The sequence below is a fragment of the Tardiphaga robiniae genome (assembly GCF_013359755.1).
In the GTDB taxonomy this organism is placed as follows: domain Bacteria; phylum Pseudomonadota; class Alphaproteobacteria; order Rhizobiales; family Xanthobacteraceae; genus Tardiphaga; species Tardiphaga robiniae.
In genome coordinates this window covers 49,803-74,525 of record NZ_JABMCJ010000092.1, presented here as the reverse complement: position 1 = coordinate 74,525, position 24,723 = coordinate 49,803, and the positions used below count along the sequence as shown (strand labels likewise).

Genomic DNA, 24,723 nt, shown 5'->3' with positions numbered 1-24,723 from the left:
ATGAGTGCCAAGCCTGTCCACGTATTGTGTATCGGCCTGCCGGTTCGCGACCTGACCTTTGCCGTCGAAGCCGTCCCGGGGCGTGGCCAGAAATTCCCCTCCCAACGTTTCGCCCAGATCATCGGCGGCAATGCGCTCAACGCCGCCATCGGCGTCAGCCGGCTGGGTGGCCGGGCGTCGATGACCGGGCCGATGGGCGACAAGAACGAGACCGCCGACCAGTTTCTGTTCGATGACCTCGCCAAGGAAGGCATCGACTCCGCGCATCTGGTGCATATGCCGGGCCTGGTGACACCGATCTCGGCCGTCATGATCGACCCGTCGGGCGAGCGCACCATCGTCACCTTCCGCGATCCCGAACTCTGGAAGGTAAAACTGCCCGACCACGACCTGCTGCTGCAGGACTGCAGCGCCATTCTGGTCGAGAGCCGCTGCGCCGGCTTCGCCACCGAGCTGTGCATCGAGGCACGTCATCGCGGCATTCCCGTCGTCGTCGATATCGACAGCACGCTGTCGCAGCGCGAGGGCCTGCTGACCGCCTCCTCGCACCTGATCTTCTCGGACGATGCGCTGCAATCGACCGCCGGCATCACCGACAATCTGAAAGCGCTGCAGAAGATGGCGACGCTGACCTCGTCTTTCCTCGCCGTCACCCGCGGCCCCCGCGGTACCCTGTGGCTCGACGAGCACGGACATCCCAAGGAAACCCCGGCCTTCCCCGTTCACACCGTGGACACCCTCGGCGCCGGCGACATTTTCCATGGCGCCTTCGCGCTGGAATTCGCGGGCGGCAAGTCGGTACCGGAGGCGCTGCGCTTCGCCTCCGCCGCCGCGGCCCTGAAATGCACCCGCTATGGCGGTGCTTTTGCCTGCCCGCAACGTGCTGAAGTCGAACAGCTTTTGAGGGAATCCAGGGTCGGCGCCCTTAGCTGAGGCGGTACAGGGCTTGCTTTGGAAGAATGTTCTATATATGAGGTTACGCGACCCCATAATTAGAACAAAGTTCTTCCCATGACCGATGTCGCCGACCAGCCCCTTGAATCCACCCGCCGCCTCGATGCAATCGATCGCAAGATCCTGACCGTCCTGCAGGAAGACGCCTCGCTGTCGGTGGCCGAGATCGGCGATCGCGTGGGACTTTCGTCCACACCGTGCTGGAAGCGCATCCAGCGCCTCGAGGCCGATGGCGTAATCCTCCGCCGGGTTGCCCTGGTCGATCAGAACAAGATCGGCCTCGGTATCTCGGTGTTTGTCTCGGTGGAGAGCGGCGACCATTCCGACGCCTGGCTGAAGAAGTTCGCCGATGCCGTGAGCGCCATGCCCGAAGTCATGGAATTTTACCGGATGGCCGGCGACGTCGACTACATGCTGCGCGTGGTCGTGGCCGACATGCAGAGCTACGACATCTTCTACAAGAAGCTGATCAGTGCCGTGGCCTTGAAGAACGTCACCTCCCGCTTCGCCATGGAGAAGATCAAGTCGGTCACGGCACTGCCGGTGCCACCGATGCCGGCTGCTTGAGAAATACCGCGCTGTCGTCGCCCGGTTGGACCGGGCGACGACGCCGAAACAGATCAATCATATAATTCGATTGAATCAACAATAATGATCAATTAGATTTATTGGTCAAACGGCATGAGGATGTGGCCAAACCGGAGTTTGGCCCATGACCGTTCTTGCCCAAGATGCGAACCGCACCAGCCCGCTTGCTGCTCGCAACCCGCTTCTTCCCGGATTGGCGCTCACCGGCGCCATCGCCGGCACTGCACTCGCCTTGCGTGAAATCCCCTATATCGGCCTCGCCAGTCCGATGATCCTGGCCATCGGCATCGGTATCGCGATCCAGAACACATCCGGCGCGCCGGCTGCGGCCAAAGCCGGCATCAGTTTCTCCATGCGCAGCATCCTGCGCTTCGCCATCATCCTGCTCGGCCTGCAGCTCACCGCGGCGCAGTTGCTGGAAGTTGGCGGCATCGGCTTCGCGGTGATCGCGGCGACGCTCCTTACAACCTTCATCTTCACCACATGGCTTGGCCGCGCGATGGGTATCGACCGCAGACTGGTCGAACTGATCGCCGCCGCCACATCGATTTGCGGCGCGTCCGCCGTGATCGCAACCAACACCGTGACCCGCGCGCCCGATGAGGATGTCGCCTACGCGGTCGCCTGCGTCACCATCTTTGGCTCGATCGCCATGTTCGTCTATCCGCTACTCGGTAGCGTGCTGCAGCTCGACCCACATCATTTCGGGCTTTGGGCTGGCGCATCGATCCACGAGATCGCGCAGGTGGTCGCGGCCACCTTCCAGCACAGCCGCGACGCCGGCGAATTCGGCACCGTCGCGAAACTCGCGCGCGTGATGATGCTGGCACCGGTGGTGATTGCACTCGGCCTGCTGGCGACGCGACGTGCACGTTCCATCGGCGCGGAATCCGGCAGCGCCAAGGTGCCGATGCCGTGGTTCGCCTTCGGCTTCGTGGCGATGGTGATCCTGAATAGCCTCGTTGACGTGCCGCATGCAGCTATGAGCGTGATCATTCCGATCACGACCTTCCTGCTGACCATGGCGCTCGCCGCCATGGGGCTGGAAACCAATATCCAGAAGCTGCGCGCCAAGGGCCTGCGCCCGCTGCTGCTGGGTGCTGCAGCCTTCCTGTTCATTGCCGGCTTCAGCCTCATGCTGGTGAAACTGACTACATGATGGAGATGCCATGACGCTCGAACAGCTCCGGATCTTCGTCGCCGTCGCCGAACACGAGCACATGACGCGGGCTGCCGAGAGTCTGCATCTTACCCAATCTGCCACCAGCGCCGCCATTGCGGCGCTGGAAGCGCGCTATGCGACGCAGCTGTTTCACCGCGTCGGCCGCCGCATCGAATTGACCGAGATTGGCCGCGCCTTTCTGATCGAAGCCCGGGCCGTGCTGGCACGCGCTGCCGCCGCGACGACCGTCCTCACCGATATGGCTGGCATGACGCGCGGCTCCCTTGCGCTGGCCGCGAGCCAGACCGTCGGCAACTACTTTCTGCCGCCTGTCATGGCGCACTATCGCCAGCGCTTCCCCGGCATCGACCTCAGCCTCCGCATCGGAAATACCGAACAGGTGGCCGATTGGGTGCGCGACGGCGAAGTCGATTTCGGCATCGTTGAAGGCGCGGTTGACGATCCGGCACTCGCGACCCAGCCCGTGGGCGACGACGAACTCGTGCTGGTGGTCGGCCGGTCGCATCCATGGGCGAAGCAACACACTGTCGTGCCGGGTCGGTTCGCCGAGACGAACTGGGTGCTGCGTGAAGCCGGTTCCGGCACACGCGCCATCGCGCAATCGGTGCTGGGCCAATCAGGAAGCTCGCCCGATGACATCCGTATCGCCATGGAGCTGCCGTCGAACGAAGCCGTCTGCGCGGCCGTCGTGGCCGGCGCTGGTGCGAGCATCATCTCACGCCTGGTTGCCGCCGCCTTGATCGGCACCGGCGATCTCATCGCCCTCGAAGCCTCGCTGCCAACACGGCGCTTCATCCAGCTGCGCCACAAGGAGCGCTATGTGACGCAAGCGGCAAGGGAGATGTCGGAGATGATTGCAACGCCCTAACTTAACCTCTCCCCGCCGGGGAGAGGTTAGCGGAGCGCCGCCAAGCGTCGTCGAGAATCAGATCGTCTGGTTATACGCGCCGACTTCCGGATGCGTCCGCAGCACCACATTCATGGCTTCGAACATGTCGTGCATCCGCGCTTCGGAGACCGGGCTTTCGACCACGACCACCAGCTCCGGCTTATTTGATGACGCCCGCACCAGACCCCAGCTGCCGTCCTCGCAGGTGACGCGCACGCCGTTGACCGTCACGAGATCGCGGATCGATTGTCCCGCGACCTTGTCGCCCTTCTTCTGCGCATCCTCGAAATGCTTCACCACCGCAGCGACGACGCCGTATTTGGTCTCGTCGGCACAATGCGGCGACATGGTCGGCGACGACCAGGTCTTCGGCAGCGCGTCCTTGAGATCGGCCATGGTCTTGCCCGGCGCGCGGTCCATCATTTCGCAGATCGCAATCGCCGAGACGAGGCCGTCGTCATAGCCGCGCCCCACCGGCGCATTGAAGAAGAAGTGACCGGACTTCTCGAAGCCAGCGAGCGCCTTCAGCTCATTGGTGCGGCGCTTCATGTAGGAGTGGCCGGTCTTCCAATAGGTCGTCTTGGCATTCTGCTTCTGCAGCACCGGATCCGTCACGAACAGTCCGGTCGATTTCACGTCGACCACGAAGGTCGCATCCTTGTGAACCGCGGACATATCGCGGGCGAGCATCACGCCGACCTTGTCGGCGAAGATCTCCTCGCCGGTGTTGTCGACAACGCCGCAGCGATCGCCGTCACCGTCGAAACCGAGACCGACATCGGCCTTGTGTTCGAGCACCGCATCGCGGATCGCGTGCAGCATCTCCATGTCTTCCGGGTTCGGATTGTATTTTGGAAACGTGTGATCGAGCTCGGTATCGAGCGGGATCACCTCGCAGCCGATCGCTTCCATCACCTGGGGCGCGAAGGCGCCCGCGGTGCCGTTGCCGCAGGCCACGACGACCTTCAGCTTGCGCTTCAGCTTCGGGCGATTGGTGAGATCGGCGATATAACGCGCCGGATAGTTTTCGTGGAATTGATAGGAACCACCGGCCTTATTCTTGAACTCCGCGTTGAGCACGATTTCCTTCAGCCGGGTCATCTCGTCCGGACCGAAGGTCAGCGGCTTGCTGGCGCCCATCTTCACACCGGTCCAGCCATTGTCGTTATGCGAGGCCGTCACCATGGCGACACAGGGCACGTCGAGATCGAACTGCGCGAAATAGGCCATCGGCGTTACCGCAAGACCGATATCATGGACCTTGCAGCCGGCGGCCATCAGGCCCGTCATCAGCGCATATTTGATCGAGGCGGAGTAGCCACGGAAATCATGTCCGGTGACGATTTCCTGCTTCTGGCCGAGTTCTGCAATCAGCGCACCGAGCCCCATGCCCAGCGCCTGAATGCCCATCAGGTTGATTTCCTTGCCGAACAGCCAGCGCGCGTCATATTCGCGAAAACCCGTGGCCTTTACCATCGGCTCGGATTCGTAAGCGTAGGTATTCGGCACGAGCAAGGGCTTCGGCTTCGGAAACATCGCAGGACCTCGCATCAATTGGGATCAATCTTGAATGCGCAGGCTTAGCCTTTGCGCACGCCTGTGGGAAGACGCATGGGCATTCAAGGATGCGAGTTTGTTTAGAATTGGGCTGCGGCGTAAATGCGTGGGGATATGAGGTACTACTGTTCGAGTACCATCCGGCCATTTGCATATTCGAAGCGTTTCAACTTCGAGAGAAACGACAGGCCGAGTAGATTCTCGGACAGTGCCTCATCGGGCAGCACCATCGCATCGACATCACGCACGGTCAGCTCACCGACCTGCACGACAGCGATTCGCGTGCGCGCAGCCTTCAGCGTTCCGTTCGCCGTTGTCACCGTGGCGTTATAATCGGCACGCGAGGGACGCAGGCCAAATCGTGCCGCCGACTTTTCATTCAATGCGATGACAGATGCGCCAGTATCGACCATGAAGCCGATGCGCTGGCCCTCGATGCTCCCCTCAGTCTGGAAGTGACCGCGCGCATCGCGCGCAATCGACAGGCTACGGACACCGGCCTTTGCATTGCCCTGTGTGGTGGCTGCAGGGGATGACGCCTTCGCCATGGCCGGCGTCGTCGCCGTCATCTTGTCGGCCATCTGCGCCATCACGGTGCCCAGACCGATCAGGATCGCCGCGAAGAACATGATACTACGCATACGCAACCTCACTGAACGCAATCAGGGGAACCGCGAGTTCATCACACGGGCTCACCACCGTCCGTTCAGGACGGTCTTACAGACTGCTATTTTCGCGAAAAGGATGAGCGAAGCGTTAATGAGCGGCACTTTGCCTGATGATCACGTCCCGCGCGGCTTCACGCGGCGCGTCGGCAGCGCATTGGCGGGATCTTCCGGCCAGGGATGTCGCGGATAGCGGCCGCGAAGGTCCGAGCGCACGTCGAGGTAGCTGCCCCGCCAGAAGCCCGGTAGATCGCGCGTCACCTGCACCGGCCGCTGCGCCGGCGACAGCAATTCCAGCACCAGCGGCACCTTGCCCTTGGCGACCGACGGATGGGTGTTGAGCCCGAACAATTCCTGCAGACGGACCGCAATGGTCGGCCCCTGCTCGGCTTCGTAATCGATCGCCAGCACCGTCCCCGTCGGCGCCTCGAAATGCGTTGGCGCTTCCTTGTCGAGCCGCGCGCGCAGATCCCAGGGCAGCAGGCCCATCACGGCGTCGGACAGATCGCCCGCCGAAAAGTCCTTCAGCGAGATCTTGTCGAACAGCGCCGGCATCAGCCAGCTTTCGCGCGTCGCGGCAAGCGCAGTGTCGGACAGATCGGGCCACGCGTCGCCTTCCGACGCACGCAGGAACATCACGCGTCCGCGCCACTGCTGCAGCGCCTTGGACCATAGCAGGCGGTCGATACCCGCGGCGACCAGACCGTCGGCGAAGACACGCGCGGTGTCTTCGGACGGTTTCAGCGTGAACGGTGCTTCCGACAACGTGATCGCATGCAGCACACGCTTGCGACGGCCACGCAGCGACATCGATGCGCGATCGAAACTGACATCGTCGGTATTCTCGATCTGATCGGCGAAGCGCGTTTCGATATCGGCCTGCGCGATCGGCGCTGCCAGCAGGATGCGGCCATTGGCGGCGGTTCCGGTGAGTTCGGCAACGGCGATGTAAGGCGCCCGCGCAAGCGCGGCGCTTTGTTCGATCGACGCCCCGCGACCATTGGCCAGCACGAAACTGCCATTGCCGCGGTTCTTGGCCATGCGATCCGGGAAGGCGAAAGCGAGCATGGTGCCGGTGGTCAGCGTATCCGAGGTTGGGCTGCGGCGGTCGAGCCCCCTTCCCCCTTGCGGGGAAGGGTCGGGGATGGGGGTGCCCCACGCTCCGACCTCACTTGTGGACCCCCCTCCCCGGCCCTCCCCCGCAAGGGGGGAGGGAGCAGAAGCGCCGCGCTCGTTGCCTTCGACCTGCGACGCCCAGCGCTCCGCGAGCTGCCGGGCACTGCCGGCGCGCTGCGAGCGATCGCGGCGGAACTGATCGAGGCGGTGGTCGAGATCGACGCTGTCGCCACCAAGGCCACGTTCAGTAAGGACCGCAGCGATCTCGGACGCCTCCTCGCCATAACCAAACCGCGCCGAATCCACGATCATGCGCGCCAGCCGCGGCGGGAGCGCCAGCGCGCGCAGCGCATGGCCTTCCTCGGTGATGCGGCCGTCACCATCCAGCGCGCCGAGTTCGCCGAGCAGGCCGCGTGCTTCCTTCAGCGCTGGCGCGGGCGGCGGATCAAGGAAGGTCAGTTGCGCGGGATCGCTGACGCCCCATTGCGCGAGATCGAGCACCAGCGTTGACAGATCCGCGCTGAGAATTTCCGGCTGTGTGTAGGCCGGCAATGAGGCGGTCTGCGGCTCGTCCCATAGCCGATAGCAGATGCCGGGCTCGGTCCGGCCGGCGCGGCCGCGGCGCTGATCGACCGCAGCGCGCGAGGCCCGCACGGTCTCCAGCCGCGTCAGTCCGATGTCCGGCTCATAGCGCGGCACGCGCGCGACGCCGGAATCCACCACGATGCGCACGCCTTCGATGGTCAGCGAGGTCTCGGCAATCGAGGTTGCCAGCACCACCTTGCGCTGTCCCTTGGGCGCGGGCTGGATGGCACGGTCCTGTACGCCGGCATCGAGTGCACCGAATAAAGGGACGATCTCGATGGACGCGTCCTGCACGCGCTCGGCGAGAAAGTTCTGCGTGCGACGGATTTCCGCGGCACCCGGCAGGAAGGCCAGCACCGAGCCGGGATCGGCACGCAAGGCCGTCGCGATGGCGTCGGCCATCTGCCGCTCGAGCTGGATGTCGGGCTTGCGGCCGAGATAGCGCGTCTCCACCGGATAGGCCCGCCCCTCGCTGGCAATGACCGGTGCATCGCCAAGCAGCTTCGCGATACGTGCGCCGTCGATGGTTGCCGACATCACCAGGATGCGCAGATCCTCGCGCAATCCGGTCTGCGCATCGCGCGCCAGCGCGAGGCCCATATCGGCATCGAGCGAGCGCTCGTGAAATTCGTCGAACAGCACGGCGCCGATATTCTTCAGCTCGGGATCGTCGAGGATCTGCCGCGAAAAGATGCCTTCGGTGACTACTTCGATCCGGGTGTTGCGCGAGATCTTGGAGCCGAAGCGGACGCGATAGCCGACGGTCTCGCCGACGCGCTCGCCCAGCGTTTTCGCCATCCGCTCGGCGCTGGCGCGGGCTGCAATGCGCCGCGGCTCCAGCATGATGATCTTCCTGCCCTTCAGCCACGGCGCATCGAGTAGCGCCAGCGGCACGCGCGTGGTCTTGCCGGCGCCCGGCGGCGCCACCAGCACCGCGGCGTTGCCGGCCTCCAGCGCGCCTGACAGGTCGTCGAGCACAGCATCGATGGGCAGGGATGTATCGAAGGTTCGGGTCAAATCGTCATCTTCGCGATGTTCTCGGGGGCATACCAATCTCAGGTGTCATACGCGGGCTTGACCCGCGTATCCATCTTGCTTCGCGAGAAGATGGATCGCCGGGTCAAGCCCGGCGATAACGGTGGAGAGGACGTTGCGCCCCATTCCCCCACTCCTTAACGCCCGTTAACCACCCCGCCAAACTCGCCCTGCCGCGACCATTTGCGGGGCATATTTGGGGTTTAGAGAAAGGCAATTGAAACCGATCTCGTCTCATGATCCGGCCAAAAGAAGCGCCGAACAGGGGATACCGATGACCACCAGTGGCACCTTCGCCGTCGCCGATCGCGCGGCGCTGTCAGGGACAGAGCGAATCGACTGGGTCGATTACGCCAAGGGCATCTGCATCATCATGGTGGTGATGATGCATTCGGTGCTGGGCGTCGAACTGGCCGCCGGCCAGACCGGCTACATGCATCTGCTGGTGGCCTTCGCCAAACCGTTCCGGATGCCGGATTTCTTCCTGATCTCCGGGCTCTTTCTGGCCCGTGTCATCGACCGCGACTGGCGGACCTATCTCGACCGCAAGGTCGTCCACTTCCTGTATTTCTATGTGCTGTGGGTGACCATCCAGTTCGGCTTCAAGGCGCCCGGCTTTGCTGCCGAACACGGCTGGGCCTATGTCGCCAATCTCTATCTGATCTCCTACATCGAGCCGTTCGGTACGCTGTGGTTTATCTATATGCTGCCGGTGTTCTTCATCGTCACCAAGCTGGCGCGGCGCGTGCCGCCGCTGCTGATCTGGGGCATCGCCGCCGCACTGGAGATGGCGCATATCAGCACCGGCTGGACGATGATCGACGAGTTCTGCTCGCGCTTCGTCTATTTCTATTCGGGCTACCTGTTCGCGACGCAGGTCTTCGCGCTGTCCGATCGCGCACGGGCCAAACCAGTGATGGCGCTGGTCGGCCTTGCGGCCTGGGCGCTGGTCAATGCCGCTCTCGTCTATGACGGCTGCAGCGAATGGCCAGTGACCTCGCTGATGCTCGGCTTTGCCGGCGCGGTCGCGATCATCGTGATGGGCACGCTGCTAGCGAAGATGCAGTGGCTCGGCTTCATCCGCTTCTTCGGCGAGCATTCCATCGTGATCTATCTCGCCTTCTTCCTGCCGATGGCGACATCCCGCGCGCTGTTGCTGAAATTCAGCCCGTTCGACATCGGCACGATCTCGCTGCTGGTGACACTCTGCGGCGTCATCGGCGCGCTGGTGATCTGGAGGCTCGCGCTGATGGTCCGTGCGAACTTCCTGTTCGAGCGCCCGGCCGCGTTCTGGATTGCGCCGAAAAAGAAAAGCGCGACGCTGCAGGCGGCGGAGTAGAACTTACACCGCCGTCGGCGACCTTCCGTCATCGAGCTTCACGCCGTCCTTCATGCCCTCAATCTTGGCGCGGAAACCTTCCGCGTCGCCGAAATCCGCAAATCCGACATAATGCGGATGCGGGCCGAGCACGCGGCGCGCATGCTTGATCGGGCACCAATAGACTTCGGTGCGGGCGGCAACTTCGCGCACAAAGGCAGCGACCCCGTTGCAATACGAGCAATAGGCGCAGTTCACCTTTTCGATGATGTTGAGGTAAGCGAGGTGATGCCGGTCGAACACCAGATAGTCGCGCCGCCGCACCTTGGGGATACCGTAGATCGGAAAGCAGATCGCCTGATAGGCCATGACCCAGAGATCGATCAGTACGAAGGGGATGATCAGCGAATAGATCACCGGAGCGGACAACACGATCAGCGGATTGGCGCTGAAGAGGTATTTCGACGCGCCCACCTTGATGGCGCGCTGCAGCTTCTCGATATCCTGCTCGAACACGATCTTGCGCCGCTCGAAACGGAAGCGCAGCTCTTCCCGCCGGCGGGTCAGCTCGGCCTCGATCTCGGCCTCCACGCCCTTCATCTTGTCCATCAGTTCGGCGAGCTCGGGCATGAATGGTCCTTCGATTGGCAATAACCGGCGCAAGGGCACATGGAACAGGGCGCGGCGCAAGCCGGGCGGCATCACAAAAACCGGCGGGATGACTGGCTGACAGACTGTCATTTCCGGCGAAAATCCTTAAGTTGCGGCCATGCCGAAAACCTCAGAAACAACCGCCGCCAAGCCCGCCGCCGTCAAGGCCCTCGCGAAGGGTGACCATGTCTTTCTGGTCGACGGCTCGTCCTATATTTTCCGCGCCTATCACGCACTGCCGCCGCTGAACCGCAAATCCGACGGGCTGCAGGTCAATGCGGTGCTGGGCTTCTGCAACATGCTGTGGAAGCTGATCCGCGACATGCCGCCGGACAACCGGCCGACGCATCTGGCGATCATCTTCGACAAGTCGGAAGTGACCTTCCGCAACAAGTTGTATCCCGAATACAAGGCGCACCGGCCGCCGGCGCCGGACGACCTGATCCCGCAATTCGCGCTGATCCGCGACGCCGTCCGCGCCTTCGACCTGCCGAGCATCGAACAATCAGGCTTCGAGGCCGACGATCTGATTGCGACCTATGTCCGCGAAGCCGGTGAGCGCGGCGCGACCGCCACCATCGTGTCGTCGGACAAGGATCTGATGCAGCTCGTGACCGAACAGGTCACCATGTACGACACCATGAAGGATCGTCGCCTCGGCATTGCCGAGGTGATCGAGAAATTCGGCGTGCCGCCGAACAAGGTCGTCGAAGTACAAGCGCTGGCCGGCGACAGCGTCGACAACGTGCCCGGCGTCCCCGGCATCGGCATCAAGACCGCTGCGCAACTCATCATCGAATATGGCGACCTCGAAACGCTGCTGAACCGCGCTGGCGAGATCAAGCAGCCGAAGCGCCGTGAGTCACTGATCGAGCACGCCGAGAAGGCGCGAATCTCGCGGCAGCTCGTGCTGCTCGACGACAAGGTCGCCCTCGACGTGCCGCTCGATGACCTCGCGGTGCATGAGCCCGACGCACGCAAGCTGATCGCGTTCCTGAAGGCGATGGAATTCTCGACGCTGACGCGGCGTGTCGCTGAATATGCCGAGATCGATCCGGCGGATGTGGAGGCCGACAGCGCGACGAAGAGCAGCTCCGCGCCCTCCGCTCATAAGGCAGGCGGCGATCTGTTCGGGAACACCGAATCTGCACCCCCTGCATCTACATCCACTGCGAAAAGCAAAACAGGCGCAACCGGCCCAGTGAGCGGTAGCGCCCATGCGACCGGTCCAGGCAGCAAGGATGTGCTCACCCCGATCTCGCTGGCCAAGGCACGCGCCGAAGCCGCACGCAAGATGCCGGTGAAGCGCGACAACTACCGGTCCGTGCGCACGCTCGCCGAGCTCAACACGTGGATCGCCAGGATTGTCGATACCGGTCACGTCGCGTTCGAATGCAAGGCGTCGTCGATCGATCCGATGCAGGCCGACATGGTCGGCATCGCGCTGTCGCTCGGTCCGAATGATGCCTGCTATGTGCCGCTGGCCCATCGCCAATCCGGCGATGGCGCAGGCCTGTTCGCCGCCGATCTCGAGCCCGACCAGATCAAGGCTGCCGATGCGCTTGAAGCGCTGAAACCGGTGCTGGAATCCGCGGGCCTGCTGAAGATCGGCTTCAACATCAAGTTTACCGCGGTGCTGCTCGCACAACACGGCATCACCCTGCGCAATCATGACGACGTGCAACTGATGTCCTATGCGCTCGACGCCGGGCGCAACGCCCATGGCCTCGATGCGCTCGCCGAGATCTGGCTCGGCCATGCCATGCTGACCTTTGGCGAACTGATCGGCTCCGGTAAGGGCAAGCTGACGTTCGAACAGGTCAAGATCGACCGCGCCACGGCCTACGCTGCCGAGGATGCCGACGTGTTGCTGCGGCTGTGGAACGTGCTGAAGCCGCGCCTTGCGGCCGAGCACATGACCACCGTCTATGAGACGCTGGAGCGGCCGCTGATCTCCGTGCTCGCCCGCATGGAGCGCCGCGGCATCTCCATCGATCGTCAGGTGCTCTCAAAGCTCTCTGCCGATTTCGCGCAGACTGCTGCCCGCATCGAAGCCGAAATCCGGGAGATCGCCGGCGAGGAGGTCAATATCGGCAGTCCCAAGCAATTGGGCGATATCCTGTTCGGCAAGATGGGTCTGCCGGGCGGCAGCAAGACCAAGACCGGCGCGTGGTCGACCTCAGCGCAGGTGCTCGATGACCTCGCCGAACAAGGCCACGAATTCCCGCGCAAGATTCTCGACTGGCGTCAGGTCTCGAAATTGCGCTCGACCTATACCGACGCGCTGCCGAATTACGTGCATCCGCAGACCCATCGCGTTCACACCACCTACGCACTGGCGGCGACCACCACGGGCCGCCTATCGTCCAACGAACCGAACCTGCAGAACATCCCTGTTCGTACCGAGGATGGCCGCAAGATCAGGCGTGCCTTCATCGCCGCGCCCGGCCACAAGCTGGTGTCGGCCGACTACTCGCAGATCGAATTGCGACTGCTGGCAGAGATCGCCGATATCCCTGTGCTGAAACAGGCCTTCCAGGACGGCCTCGACATTCACGCCATGACGGCTTCGGAAATGTTCGGCGTGCCGGTCAAGGACATGCCGGCGGAAATCCGCCGCCGCGCCAAGGCGATCAATTTCGGCATCATCTACGGCATTTCGGCCTTCGGCCTCGCCAACCAGCTCAGCATCCCCCGCGAGGAAGCCGGCGCCTATATCAAGAAGTACTTCGAACGCTTCCCTGGCATCCGCGCTTACATGGATCAGACGCGCGATTTCTGCCGGGAGCACGGCTATGTGCAGACCCTGTTCGGCCGCAAGTGCCACTACCCGGACATCAAGGCAAGCAACGCTTCGATCCGCGCCTTCAACGAACGCGCCGCCATCAATGCCCGCCTGCAGGGCACCGCCGCCGACATCATCCGCCGCGCCATGACGCGGATGGGAGACGCGCTGGCGGAGAAGAAACTCTCAGCCAAGATGCTGCTGCAGGTGCATGACGAACTGATCTTCGAGGTCCCCGACGACGAAGTCGCGGCGACGCTGCCGATCGTGCAGCACACGATGCAGGACGCGCCGTTCCCGGCGGTGCTGCTGTCGGTGCCGCTGCAGGTCGATGCGCGCGCGGCGGATAACTGGGAAGAGGCGCACTAGTTTTACCGCCCACGAACGGCATTGCAGATGGATTTCGACTATCTGCGATGCTGAATCCGAAATGGTCCGACGCCATCGCATGGGCTACACAACGACCATTCCCAGCCTGCGAGTAGTCCCATGCCCCATCTCACGTCCCTGCTCGGCTTCGCCCTCGTCTCGCTCGGCATGGTGCTGACGCCGGGACCGAACATGATCTATCTGATCTCGCGCTCGATCACGCAGGGGCCTGCGGCCGGCATGGTGTCGCTTGGCGGCGTCGCACTGGGTTTCATCTTCTACATGCTGTGCGCGGCCTTCGGCATCACCGCGCTGCTGTTCGCAGTCCCTTACGCCTATGACGCGCTGAGGCTCGCCGGTGCGGCCTATCTGCTGTGGCTGGCATGGCAGGCGCTGAAGCCGAACGGACGCTCGCCGTTCCAGGTCAAGAAGCTCGCCATCGACAGCCCGCGCAAGCTGTTCGTCATGGGCTTCGTCACCAATCTGCTCAATCCAAAGATCGCGATGCTGTATCTGGCGCTGCTGCCGCAATTCATCGATCCCACGGCCGGCAGCGTGCTGACGCAGTCGCTGGTGCTCGGATCGACGCAGACGATCATCAGCGTCGGCGTCAACGGGCTGATCGCGCTCGGCGCCGGGTCGATCGCCCTGTTTCTCGGCGAGCGACCGACCTGGCTCAAGCTGCAGCGCTGGCTGATGGGCACGGTGCTGGCCGGTCTCGCCGTGCGGATGGCGCTGGAGACAAAGCGGGCTTAATCCAGCTTCGCGTCCATGCCGCGCTTCACACCCGGACGCGCCATCAACGCATCGTACCAGCGGCCGACATTCGGGAAATCGGCGAACGACACCTTGTGGCGCTCATGGCGCCAGGCCCAGCCGAGGATGGCGAAATCAGCCACCGAGAGCGCGCCGGCAACGAATTCATGGTCGGCCAGGCGACGATCCAGCACGCCATAGAGCCGGCGCGTCTCGTCCGAATAGCGCTTCAGCCCATAGACGCGCTGGGTTTCGTCCTCCAGCGCGATGAAATGATGCACCTGGCCGGGCATCGGACCGAAGCCCCCCATCTGCCACATCAGCCATTCCAGCACCGGGATGCGCTCGCCGAGGGATTTGGGCAGGAATTTGCCGGTCTTCTCGCCGAGATACAGCAGGATGGCCCCGGATTCGAACACGCTGACCGGCTTGCCGTCCGGGCCGTCGGGATCGACGATAGCCGGGATCTTGTTGTTCGGGCTGATTTTCAGGAATTCGGGCTTCATCTGCTCGCCCTTGCCGATATGCACCGGGAAGACCTTGTAAGGCAGGCCCATTTCCTCCAGTGCGACGGAGATCTTGCGGCCATTCGGCGTATTCCAGGTGTGCAGCTCGATAGTCATGCGATTCCTCTTCCGGTCTTGCCCGATCTTGTTGCCCGGTCTGTAGCATCGTCTCGATGGGCGGTAAAACGGCCCGAGAGTGTTGACGAGGCCCGCGCCAGTCTGGAATGTGCCGGAAAGCGCCGATAGATTGCGCCCGGTTCAGCACAGAGACCGTTTCAACAGAGACATGCCATTGACCAAATCAGCCGCCCGCGCCCGCCTGTTCGAGATCATCCGCGACCGTTCGTTCGGTTATGGCGAGATCACGCTGGCTTCGGGCCGCAAGAGCAATTTCTATTTCAACCTGAAACCCACGATGTGCCACCCGGAAGGCGCGGCCCTGCTGGCCGAGCTGACCTACGACGCGCTGCGCGACGACAATCTCGATTATGTCGGCGGGCTGGAGATGGGCGCCGTACCGCTGGCCGGCGCGCTGGCGCAGCTCTCCTGGCTGAAGAACCATCCGATCGCGGCCTTCTTCGTCCGCAAGAAGCCGAAGGAACATGGCGCGCGCCTCGCCGTCGAAGGCCTCGCCAAGGGCGAGACGCTGGAGGGTAAGCGCATCGTCATTGTCGAGGACGTCACCACCACTGGTGGCTCTGCCGTGAAGGCGCTCGACGCCGTGCGCGAGGCCGGCGGCGAAGTCGTGCTGGTGTTCACCATGGTTGATCGCGATGAAGGCGCAGCCGAAACCTTTGCCAAGGCCGGCGTGGCGTTTCGCTCGCTTTACAAGGCCGGGGAATTTCTGAAGGGTTGATCCTTCATCGGCTCCGTTCGCGCACAATGCGCGCAAGGACGCAGTGAAAGGTCACCTTTTGCTTCGCTTCATCGCCCTCGCTGCTTTGCTCCTCATTGTCACGCTTGCGCCCGATATGGCGCATGCAGCCGAGGGCGGCCTCGATGGCACCAGACTGTCGCTGCTGTGGGCATTACCATTTGCCGGCATCCTGCTGTGTATCGCCACGGGGCCGGTGCTCTATCATCACCTGTGGGAGCGCCATTACGGCAAGTTCGCCGCGTTCTGGGCCGCGTTGGTGATCGTGCCGCTGTTCTTCGTGACTGATGCAACGACCGTGGTGCACACGCTCTCCCACACCGTGCTGCTCGAATACATGCCCTTCATTCTGCTCCTGCTGGCGCTGTTCACGGTGGCCGGCGGAATCTATGTCGAAGGCAACCTGCATGACAGCGTGTTCACCAATACGGTGCTGCTTGGCTTCGGCACGCTGATCGCGAGCGTGGTCGGCACCACCGGCGCGTCGATGATCCTGATCCGGCCGCTGATCCGCGCCAATGACGATCGTCGCACTAACGTCCACGTGGTGGTGTTCTTCATCTTCCTCGTCTCGAATATCGGCGGCTCGCTCTCACCGCTCGGCGATCCCCCACTCTTCCTTGGCTTCCTCCGCGGCGTCGATTTCTTCTGGACCACGGTGCACATTTTTCCGGAAACGCTGTTCGCGGCCGGCATCGTGCTGGCGATCTTCATGGTGCTCGATGTCTATTTGCATCATCGCGAAGGCAACTTTCCCAGGAAGAAAGACCCGACGCCGGATTCGCCTGTTCATCTGCACGGCAAGATCAACCTGCTGCTGCTGGTCGTAATCATCGGCGCGATCCTGATGAGCGCGAGCTGGAAGCCCGGCATCACTTTCACCGTGCTCGGCACGCCGCTCGCATTGCAGGATTTACTGCGCGACGTGATTTTCGTGTTGGTGACATTTGCGTCGCTGTGGCTGACAAAGACCGAGCACCGCAAGGCGAACGATTTCAAATGGGGGCCGATCGAGGAAGTCGCACTGCTGTTCGCCGGCATTTTCATTTGCATCGTGCCGGTCATGGCCATGCTGCAGGCTGGCGCCAATGGCCCGTTTGCGCCGCTGGTGGCGCTCGTCAGCCATGCCGACGGCACGCCGAACAATGCCGCCTATTTCTGGCTCACCGGCATCCTGTCGTCGTTCCTCGACAATGCGCCAACCTATCTGGTGTTCTTCGAACTCACCGGCGGTGACGCCAAGACATTGATGGCATCGGGCGCGGCGACGCTGGCGGCGATTTCAGCAGGTGCAGTGTTCATGGGCGCCAACACCTATATCGGCAACGCCCCGAATTTCATGGTCTATGCCATCGCCCGCGACGCGGGCATAAAAATGCCAAGCTTCTTCGGTTACATCCTGTGGTCGGGTGCGGTGCTGATCCCGGTCTTCCTGGTGATGACATGGGTGTTTTTCATCTAGCGCGCCGCGCTGGTTACCATTCATTTACCATGACGCCCTAACATGACACCGCACCGGAGCGTTTTCGCTCGGGCACTGACATGCGGTCGCGGAGCTGGCGTTGCGTCACAATCGAACATCCTCGCGTGTCGTGCGTCCCCTGGTGCTGCTGACGGCGATGAGCCTCGTCGGACTGACCCCGCAGACGGCATCTGCGCAGAATTTCTTCGACTTCCTGTTCGGCGGCGGCCAGCCGCAGAAACAGCAGCAGCGCCGCGGCGCGCCCGCGCCGGAGAGCAATTTCTTCTCCGATCCGTTCGGCCTCAACACGCCGGCCGAAGCGCCGCCACAGCAGCGCAGCGCATCTATCGGGGGCTCCGGTCCCGCCTTCTGCGTGCGCACCTGCGACGGCAAATATTTTCCACTCGGCCGCGGCATGAGCGCCGCTCAGATGTGCCAGGCATTCTGCCCGGCGGCGACCACCAAGGTCCTGTTCGGCAGCAGCATCGAGAACGCATCATCGAGCACCGGTGAGCGTTACAACGATCTGGAAAACGCCTTCGCCTATCGCAAGGCGCTGAAGGCCGACTGCACCTGCAACGGCCGCGATCCCGCGGGCCTGGCGCCGGTCGATCTCACGCTCGATACGTCGCTGCGTCCCGGCGATGTGATCGCCACCACAAATGGCCTTGTCGCTTTCTCGGGTGTCCGCACCGGCAACACCCAGACTGCGGAATTCACGCCGGTTGCGAATTATCCCGGCCTGACCTCGGATGTCCGTGCCCGGCTCGGCGAGATGAAGGTGGCACCGGTCTCTGCAGAAATGATCACCGACGAAGCGCCGATGTCGGAAGCCGCGCGTGATGCAGCGCCGGCTGCTGCCACAACCGTCGTGCCGAAGAGCGCGCCAACGGCCCGCGCCAAGCGCGCCGAGCTTCAATAGATCATCGCCCGACGATGACGCCGATCACGTTCGGTGCCGAGAGATACTTCTCTTCGATCTCCGCACGCGCCGCAGCGCGATTCTCCGACGTCAGCAATCCGCGCTTCTCGGCGAGAATCATCCAGCAATAGCCCCACCAGTCGGTGAGCATGCCGTGGTCGTCGACGAGGTCGTAGCCCTGCTCGGCCGCAAATATCCGCGCATGCGCCTCGTCGAGCTGATCGAGCCAGGCGTGATCTTCCAGCGAGAACAGGTCATCGCTGATGTCGTCCGTCGTATAGCCCCAGACCGAGAGGCAAACGGTGTTGAACTCGCGATCGATCTGATCGTCATCGATCGGATGCCGGCGCGCCATCAAATGCAGCCGCGACAGCGACCGCGCAAAGTCGGCTATGCGGGTGAGAGCAAACTGATCGAAGGCAATGGTGGACATCTAGTCCTCGCGAGCTTGAACAGACCATAGATATTGTAGGCGAAGGCAACGAATCACCTCGGAATATCAATAGCTTACTAATTTGTTCTTAATTTGTTCCAATTTTTATAAATTCGGTTCTCGCGTGCCTGCCCAAATCCCGGGCAGCTCCATGGCAAAAGCTCGCCACCCCCACGGGTTCCGGGAGCAGCCAAATGCGCGTATGATTTTGGTCAGTGACACAGCTCAGGATGGCCGGTTTGTCAGATCTATCAGTCCCAGCAAAATTCCAGCCCGAGAATACGGCTGTCGATGAACTGGCGCTTGCCGACATCAAGAGCGCTATTCTCGTCAAATTGAGGCTGGCAATCGGCAAGGAAGCCGCATTCGCCACCAAGCACGACTGGTACAAGGCTGCCGCCCTGACGCTGCGCGACCGCATGGTGCATCGCTGGCTGAGCTCGGACAAAGAGAGCTACGACGCCGGCCGCAAGCGGGTCTATTATCTCTCGCTGGAATTCCTGATCGGCCGCCTGTTCACCGATGCGCTGAACAATATGGGCCTGCTGCCGCTGTTCGAAGCCGCGCTCGGCGATCTTGGTGTCGGCCTCGACGAACTCCGCAAATGCGAGCCGGATGCAGCGCTCGGCAATGGCGGCCTCGGCCGCCTCGCCGCTTGCTTCATGGAGAGCATGGCAACGCTTGGCATTCCAGCTTTTGGCTACGGCATCCGCTACAACTTCGGCCTGTTCCGTCAGGTCATCTCGCACGGCGTGCAGCAGGAATATCCCGACGAGTGGCTCGGCTTTGGCAATCCGTGGGAACTACCGCGGCGGGAAGTCACGTATAACGTCTATTTCGGTGGCAGCATCGAGACCGTCGAGGACGGCAAGGGCCGCAAGCAGGTCATCTGGCATCCCGGCGAGACCGTCGAGGCCGTTGCCTATGACACACCCATCGTCGGCTGGCGTGGTCAGCATGTGAACGCGCTGCGGCTGTGGTCGGCGCGCGCGCCGGATCCGCTGCGGCTCGACGTCTTCAACACAGGCGACTATGTCAGCGCCAGCGCCGAGCAGGCGCGCGCCGAGGCGATCTGCAAGTTCCTCTATCCGAACGACGAGAGCGCCGCCGGCCGCGAATTGCGTTTGCGCCAGGAGTACTTCTTCGTCTCCGCCTCGCTGCAGGATCTCGTCAAACGTCACCTCCATTCCGACGGTAATCTGCGTGGCCTCGCCAACAAGGCGGCGGTGCAGATGAACGACACGCATCCGAGCCTGGCCATCGCCGAGCTGATGCGCATCCTGGTCGATCAGCACAATATGCGCTGGGATGCCGCGTGGCAGATCACCAACGCGACCTTGTCCTACACCAATCACACGCTGCTGCCCGAAGCGCTGGAGACCTGGCCGGTCGAACTGTTCCAGCGGCTGCTACCGCGGCATCTCGAAATCATCTATCGCATCAACGAAGCGCATCTCGACCGCGCCGATGCCACGCGCCCCGGCGACACCGCCTATCGCGCTTCGGTCTCGATCATCGACGAGACCTCCGGCCGCCGCGTGCGCATGGGCAATCTCGCTTTCATCGGCTCGCACCGCATCAATGGCGTGTCGGCGATGCATTCGGAGCTGATGAAGGAGACCGTGTTCCACGACCTCAACCAGCTCTATCCCGGCCGCATCACCAACAAGACCAACGGCATTACTTTCCGCCGCTGGCTGATGCTGGCCAATCCGAAGCTCACCGACCTGTTGCGCGCCACCTGCGGCGAAGCCGTGCTCGACGATCCCACGCGGCTCATCAAGCTCGAGGCTTTTGCCGGCGATGCCGCGTTCCAGCAGGAATTCCGCAAGGTCAAGCATCACAACAAACTCGCGCTCGCGCGCGTGATTGGCGAGAAGCTCGGCGTTCAGGCCGATCCCTCGGCGCTGTTCGACGTGCAGATCAAGCGCATCCACGAATACAAGCGACAATTGCTCAACCTCATTGAAACAGTCGCGCTGTATCAGGCGATCAAGGACGAGCCGGGCAAGGACTGGGTGCCGCGCGTCAAGATTTTCGCCGGCAAGGCGGCAGCGAGCTATCGCTATGCCAAGCTGATCATTCGCCTGATCAATGACGTCGCCGATATCGTCAACAACGATACGACGATCGGCGGCAAGCTGAAGGTCGCGTTCCTGCCGGACTACAATGTCAGCCTCGCGGAAGTCATCATTCCCGCGGCCGATCTCTCCGAGCAGATCTCGACCGCCGGCATGGAAGCCTCCGGCACCGGCAATATGAAGCTCTCGCTGAACGGCGCGCTGACCATCGGCACGCTGGATGGCGCCAATATCGAAATCCGCGACAATGTCGGCCCGGAGAATATCGCGATCTTCGGCATGACCGCTGCTGAAGTTGTCGAGCGCCGCGCCAAGGGCCTCGACGCCTCCGACGTCATCAACAAATCGCCCAATCTCGGCCGCGCCATCCAGGCCATCGAGACCGGCGCATTCTCGCCGGACGATCCCGGCCGCTATGCTTCCGTCGGCCACGCGTTGCGCCATCTCGATCACTATGTGGTCTCGGCCGACTTCGACTCCTATTACGAAGCCCAGCGCGGCATCGACACGCGGTGGAGGGCCGGCTCAGCTTGGAGTCGCGCCGCGATCCTCAACACCGCGCGGATGGGTTGGTTCTCGTCAGACCGCACCATCCGCGAATATGCCGATGATATCTGGGGCGTGCCGGTTGCTGGCGATTTGCCGGGCACACCGAGTCTGCAGGCACGAAAGGCAACGTAAGCGCGACGGTGCTCACGCGCGATACGCAACGAGCACCGCGCCGCAGGCGATCAGGATGACGCCGAGCCAGTTCGGCAGCGACAATTTCTCGCCGAGAAACAACACGGCAAACACCGCCACGAACACCACACTGAGCTTGTCGATCGGCGCCACCTGCGCGGCATTGCCAAGTTTCAGCGCGCGGAAGTAGCAGATCCACGATGCTCCGGTCGCGAAACCAGACAGCACCAGAAACACCCACGTCTTCACTGATACATTGGACGGCGACTGCCAGTTGCCGGTGACATAGACCATCATGCCCGCGGCCAGCAGGATAACGATGGTGCGGATGAAAGTGGCAAAATCGGAATTGACGTTCTCGATGCCGATCTTGGCGAAGATCGCCGTGAGCGCCGCAAAGCCCGCGGACAGCAGCGCCCAGAACGGCCAGGTGAGCATGACGTTTTTCATCTGAAGTGTCCTTGCCTGTCAGCCGTCATTGCGAGGAGCCCTTGCGACGAAGCAATCCAGTCTTCGCGTTCTAGCTGGTCGTGCATCGCATTCCGACTAACGGTTTCGTCATGGCCGGGCTTGCCCCGACCATCCACGTCTTTTTGTATGACCAAGACGTGGATGCCCGGCACATCTAACGAAGCTCGCTTCGCGCTGGCCGGGCATGACGGCTGATAGGTTCCGCGTGACATGAAAAAGGGCGGCCTTACGGCCGCCCTTTCGCACTCATAATCAAAGCAGCGAATTACTCCGCGGCCAGCTTCACATCCGGCGCAGCGGCGCGGACATCCGCGTCAACCTGGGCTTCGAACTTGGCGAAGTTCTTCTGGAACATGCCGACCAGTTTTCGCGCAGTCGCGTCGAATTCGGCCTTGTCCTTCCAGGTGTTGACGGGATCGAGGATCTCCGACGGCACGCCATCCAGCGCGGTCGGGACCGCGAAGCCGAAATACTTGTCGGTGCGGAATTCCACGTTGCGCAGCGAGCCGTTCAGCGCCGCAGTCAGCAGCGCGCGGGTCACCTTGATCGGCATGCGCGAACCGACGCCATACTTGCCACCGGTCCAGCCGGTATTGACCAGCCAGCAGTCGACATTGTGCTTGGCGATCAGGTCACGCAGCATGTTGCCATAGACCGAGGGATCGAGCGGCAGGAAGGGCGAGCCGAAGCAGGTCGAGAATTCCGGCTCCGGATCGTTGCCGAGGCCGCGCTCGGTGCCGGCGACCTTGGCGGTGTAGCCGGACAGGAAGTGATACATCGCCTGCGCCGGAGTCAGCTTGGCGATCGGCGGCAGCACGCCAAACGCGTCGGCGGCGAGCATCACCACATTCTTCGGCTGCGGCGCGCGGCCGGTGCGCGAGGCATTCGGGATGAAGTCGAGCGGATAGGCGGAACGGGTGTTCTCGGTCTTCGAACCATCGTCGAAATCCGGCAGGCGGGTATTGGCGTCGAGCACGACGTTTTCCAGCACCGCGCCGAAGCGCTTGCTCGCCGCATAGATCGCGGGCTCGGCTTCCTCGGAGAGCTTGATGGTCTTGGCGTAGCAGCCGCCTTCGAAATTGAAGATGCCGTCCTTGCCCCAGCCATGCTCGTCATCGCCGATCAGCGTGCGCTTCGGATCGGCCGAGAGCGTGGTCTTGCCGGTTCCGGAGAGGCCGAAGAAGATCGCGCTGTCACCGTCGGGGCCGACATTGGCCGAGCAATGCATCGGCAGCACGCCCTTGGCGGGCAGATAGTAGTTCAGCGTGGTGAAGACCGACTTCTTCATCTCGCCGGCATAATAAGACCCGCCGATCAGGACGATCTTGCGGGCGAAATCGATTGCTACGACGTTTTCCGAACGGCAGCCGTGACGTTTGGGATCGGCCTTGAAGCTCGGCAGGTCGATGATGGTGAGTTCAGGCACGAAGTCCTTCAACGCAGCGGCTTCCGGACGGATCAGCAGCGTGCGGATGAACAGGGAGTGCCATGCGAGTTCGGTGAACACGCGGGTCTTGATCTGGAAACTCGGATCGGCGCCGCCATAAAGGTCCTGCGCGAACAGGGTCATGCCTTCGGCGTGCTTCTTGAAATCGATATAGAGCGCTTCGAACTGCTCCGGCGTGATCGCCTGATTGCCAGCCCACCACATCTGTTCGGTGGAAGCGTCCTTGACGGTGAACTTGTCCTTCGGGCTGCGGCCGGTGAATTCACCCGTGTCAGCACAGAGCGCGCCATCGGACGACAATTCGGCTTCGCCGTTACGCAGCGAATATTCGTAAAGCTGCGGCGCGCCGAGATTCCAGTTCACCGCTTTGAGATTTTTCAGTCCGAATTTGTCGGCGCCATAGGCACCGTTGCGTACGCCCGTCTCTTGCACGGAATATTCCTCCTTGAGTCCGCATATCCGACCTGTGCAACTGTCTTCAATCGCACGTCAGCAGCGGTAGCCGTCATTATAACCACCGAGGCCGTAACCCGGCGATCTAATAGTGACGAAGATGTGAAATGCCAAGCTGCTGTCCGCATATTTGGTTTATTCCAGCACGGCACTTGATACCGCTCAATTCTTCAAAGCGCGGGCCTGCTCTGCGAGTTCCTTCAGGACTTGCCGCAATGCACCCGGAGTGACAATCCGCCGCGGAAAGTCCAGCCGGATCACCGTCGCGCCGTTCTGCAGGTCCATGCCATCCGGATCGCATCCGGTGCACCGCCAGTCGCCTGCGTCCGCGTGGAGAAGCTTCGTTGCATAGAGATTAAGCGCATCGAGATGATCGGCGTTCATATGAGCAACAGCGCCCTCCTCGGCCTCCAACATCCCTTCGGCATCGGTGAGATCGGTCAGAAATTGCTCCGGCTTCAGGTCGTCGATACGGCCAAAGCCGGCCACCAGATGGGCACTCTTCGGCTTGATCCGGAAGAACGAAAAATCCTTAAAATCCACAAAGACTTGCGCGGATGGATGGACGCTGAGATAGCGCCGGCGCAGCAGCGATTTTTCGCTGTCGCTGGCCTCCTGCGCGATACCGCCGAGCATAATGCGTGAGCCCTCCAGGGGGTCCCCCGGCGCTCGCTCATCAAGCATCAGCGAGACGCGGGCATCGGCCAGAATATTGCGGGTATGAAGCGCCAGCCGGGAAATCAGGAGAATCGGCGACCCGTCCGGGTGGCTGGCGACATTGGCCAGCGCACAATAAGGATCGCCGGAACCGACGGCCAGGGTAGCCAGCGCCCCCTGCCGACTGCGCCGCAACAGCGACCGGGTGACGCGCGAGGGGTCGAAATCAGGGGTCGGCTGCATGGTTAAATCCCGTATTTCATTGCAAAAAGTGGCTATTTCTTC

General features: G+C 62.4%; 20 protein-coding genes. 11 read left to right on the top strand and 9 right to left on the bottom strand.

The features are described from left to right. The 4 genes from HP556_RS22280 (at position 1) to HP556_RS22265 (ending at position 3,593) form a co-directional block, all read left to right on the top strand. Positions 1-933 carry a sugar kinase gene (locus HP556_RS22280; RefSeq protein ID WP_175368571.1) on the top strand — a complete coding sequence of 311 codons (933 nt, stop codon included), beginning with the start codon at positions 1-3 and terminating at the stop codon, positions 931-933. 78 nt (positions 934-1,011) lie between these two features. Next, entirely contained in the window at positions 1,012-1,521 is a 510-nt protein-coding gene (locus HP556_RS22275; RefSeq protein ID WP_089262825.1) for an Lrp/AsnC family transcriptional regulator, read from the top strand. Between the two features lie 145 nt (positions 1,522-1,666). Then, a complete protein-coding gene (locus HP556_RS22270; RefSeq protein WP_175368570.1) occupies positions 1,667-2,701 on the top strand; it encodes a YeiH family protein in 1,035 nt (344 codons plus the stop codon). Positions 2,702-2,711: 10 nt separating this feature from the next. Continuing rightward, positions 2,712-3,593 (top strand): LysR substrate-binding domain-containing protein, encoded by an 882-nt coding sequence (locus HP556_RS22265; RefSeq protein ID WP_175368569.1) that lies wholly within the window; start codon positions 2,712-2,714, stop codon positions 3,591-3,593. A gap of 57 nt (positions 3,594-3,650) precedes the next feature. On the opposite strand, the gene HP556_RS22260 is transcribed toward HP556_RS22265, so the two are convergent. The 3 genes from HP556_RS22260 to hrpB all read right to left on the bottom strand — a co-directional run bounded on the left by HP556_RS22260 (position 3,651) and on the right by hrpB (position 8,554). Next, complete coding sequence (locus HP556_RS22260) at positions 3,651-5,150, bottom strand: phosphomannomutase/phosphoglucomutase (protein WP_089262839.1); 1,500 nt, start codon at positions 5,148-5,150, stop codon at positions 3,651-3,653. Between the two features lie 143 nt (positions 5,151-5,293). Continuing rightward, the gene (locus HP556_RS22255; RefSeq protein WP_175368568.1) at positions 5,294-5,812 is read right to left on the bottom strand and encodes a TIGR02281 family clan AA aspartic protease; all 519 of its coding nucleotides are present in this window, start codon (positions 5,810-5,812) and stop codon (positions 5,294-5,296) included. Between the two features lie 141 nt (positions 5,813-5,953). Further along, positions 5,954-8,554 (bottom strand): ATP-dependent helicase HrpB, encoded by a 2,601-nt coding sequence (gene hrpB, locus HP556_RS22250; protein ID WP_175368567.1) that lies wholly within the window; start codon positions 8,552-8,554, stop codon positions 5,954-5,956. 292 nt (positions 8,555-8,846) lie between these two features. On the opposite strand from hrpB, the gene HP556_RS22245 reads away from it, so the two are divergent. Continuing rightward, a complete protein-coding gene (locus tag HP556_RS22245; protein ID WP_175368566.1) occupies positions 8,847-9,911 on the top strand; it encodes an acyltransferase family protein in 1,065 nt (354 codons plus the stop codon). 3 nt (positions 9,912-9,914) lie between these two features. Here HP556_RS22245 and HP556_RS22240 read toward each other — a convergent pair whose 3' ends face one another. Further along, entirely contained in the window at positions 9,915-10,520 is a 606-nt protein-coding gene (locus tag HP556_RS22240; protein WP_175368565.1) for a hypothetical protein, read from the bottom strand. 139 nt (positions 10,521-10,659) lie between these two features. Between HP556_RS22240 and polA the strand changes: the two genes are divergently transcribed. Next, positions 10,660-13,695, top strand: a complete 3,036-nt coding sequence (polA, locus tag HP556_RS22235) for a DNA polymerase I (RefSeq protein WP_175368564.1) — start codon at positions 10,660-10,662, stop codon at positions 13,693-13,695. A gap of 120 nt (positions 13,696-13,815) precedes the next feature. After that, positions 13,816-14,451: a LysE family translocator gene (locus HP556_RS22230; protein ID WP_175368563.1), complete on the top strand. Its 636-nt coding sequence runs from the start codon at positions 13,816-13,818 to the stop codon at positions 14,449-14,451. Here the strand turns inward: HP556_RS22230 and HP556_RS22225 are convergent. Continuing rightward, positions 14,448-15,074, bottom strand: a complete 627-nt coding sequence (locus tag HP556_RS22225; protein WP_175368562.1) for a glutathione S-transferase family protein — start codon at positions 15,072-15,074, stop codon at positions 14,448-14,450. The genes HP556_RS22230 and HP556_RS22225 overlap by 4 nt on opposite strands. A gap of 175 nt (positions 15,075-15,249) precedes the next feature. Here HP556_RS22225 and pyrE point away from each other — a divergent pair, with 175 nt between their 5' ends. The 3 genes from pyrE to HP556_RS22210 all read left to right on the top strand — a co-directional run bounded on the left by pyrE (position 15,250) and on the right by HP556_RS22210 (position 18,215). Beyond that, positions 15,250-15,813, top strand: coding sequence for an orotate phosphoribosyltransferase (gene pyrE, locus HP556_RS22220; protein WP_089263651.1), 564 nt, complete (start codon positions 15,250-15,252; stop codon positions 15,811-15,813). A gap of 115 nt (positions 15,814-15,928) precedes the next feature. Continuing rightward, positions 15,929-17,293 carry a sodium:proton antiporter gene (locus HP556_RS22215; RefSeq protein WP_175368841.1) on the top strand — a complete coding sequence of 455 codons (1,365 nt, stop codon included), beginning with the start codon at positions 15,929-15,931 and terminating at the stop codon, positions 17,291-17,293. A gap of 100 nt (positions 17,294-17,393) precedes the next feature. Then, positions 17,394-18,215 (top strand): DUF2865 domain-containing protein, encoded by an 822-nt coding sequence (locus HP556_RS22210; RefSeq protein WP_420878691.1) that lies wholly within the window; start codon positions 17,394-17,396, stop codon positions 18,213-18,215. Between the two features lies 1 nt (position 18,216). Here HP556_RS22210 and HP556_RS22205 read toward each other — a convergent pair whose 3' ends face one another. Then, a complete protein-coding gene (locus HP556_RS22205; protein WP_175368561.1) occupies positions 18,217-18,648 on the bottom strand; it encodes a hypothetical protein in 432 nt (143 codons plus the stop codon). A 230-nt stretch (positions 18,649-18,878) separates the two neighbouring features. Here HP556_RS22205 and HP556_RS22200 point away from each other — a divergent pair, with 230 nt between their 5' ends. Then, positions 18,879-21,410, top strand: a complete 2,532-nt coding sequence (locus HP556_RS22200; RefSeq protein ID WP_175368560.1) for a glycogen/starch/alpha-glucan phosphorylase — start codon at positions 18,879-18,881, stop codon at positions 21,408-21,410. Positions 21,411-21,422: 12 nt separating this feature from the next. Here the strand turns inward: HP556_RS22200 and HP556_RS22195 are convergent, their stop codons facing one another. From HP556_RS22195 to HP556_RS22185, 3 genes are all read right to left on the bottom strand, one after another. Beyond that, positions 21,423-21,860 (bottom strand): EamA family transporter, encoded by a 438-nt coding sequence (locus HP556_RS22195; protein WP_175368559.1) that lies wholly within the window; start codon positions 21,858-21,860, stop codon positions 21,423-21,425. A 286-nt stretch (positions 21,861-22,146) separates the two neighbouring features. After that, the gene (locus tag HP556_RS22190; protein ID WP_089262859.1) at positions 22,147-23,760 is read right to left on the bottom strand and encodes a phosphoenolpyruvate carboxykinase; all 1,614 of its coding nucleotides are present in this window, start codon (positions 23,758-23,760) and stop codon (positions 22,147-22,149) included. A gap of 183 nt (positions 23,761-23,943) precedes the next feature. After that, positions 23,944-24,681, bottom strand: a complete 738-nt coding sequence (locus HP556_RS22185) for a HugZ family pyridoxamine 5'-phosphate oxidase (RefSeq protein ID WP_175368558.1) — start codon at positions 24,679-24,681, stop codon at positions 23,944-23,946. Positions 24,682-24,723: the final 42 nt, after the last annotated feature.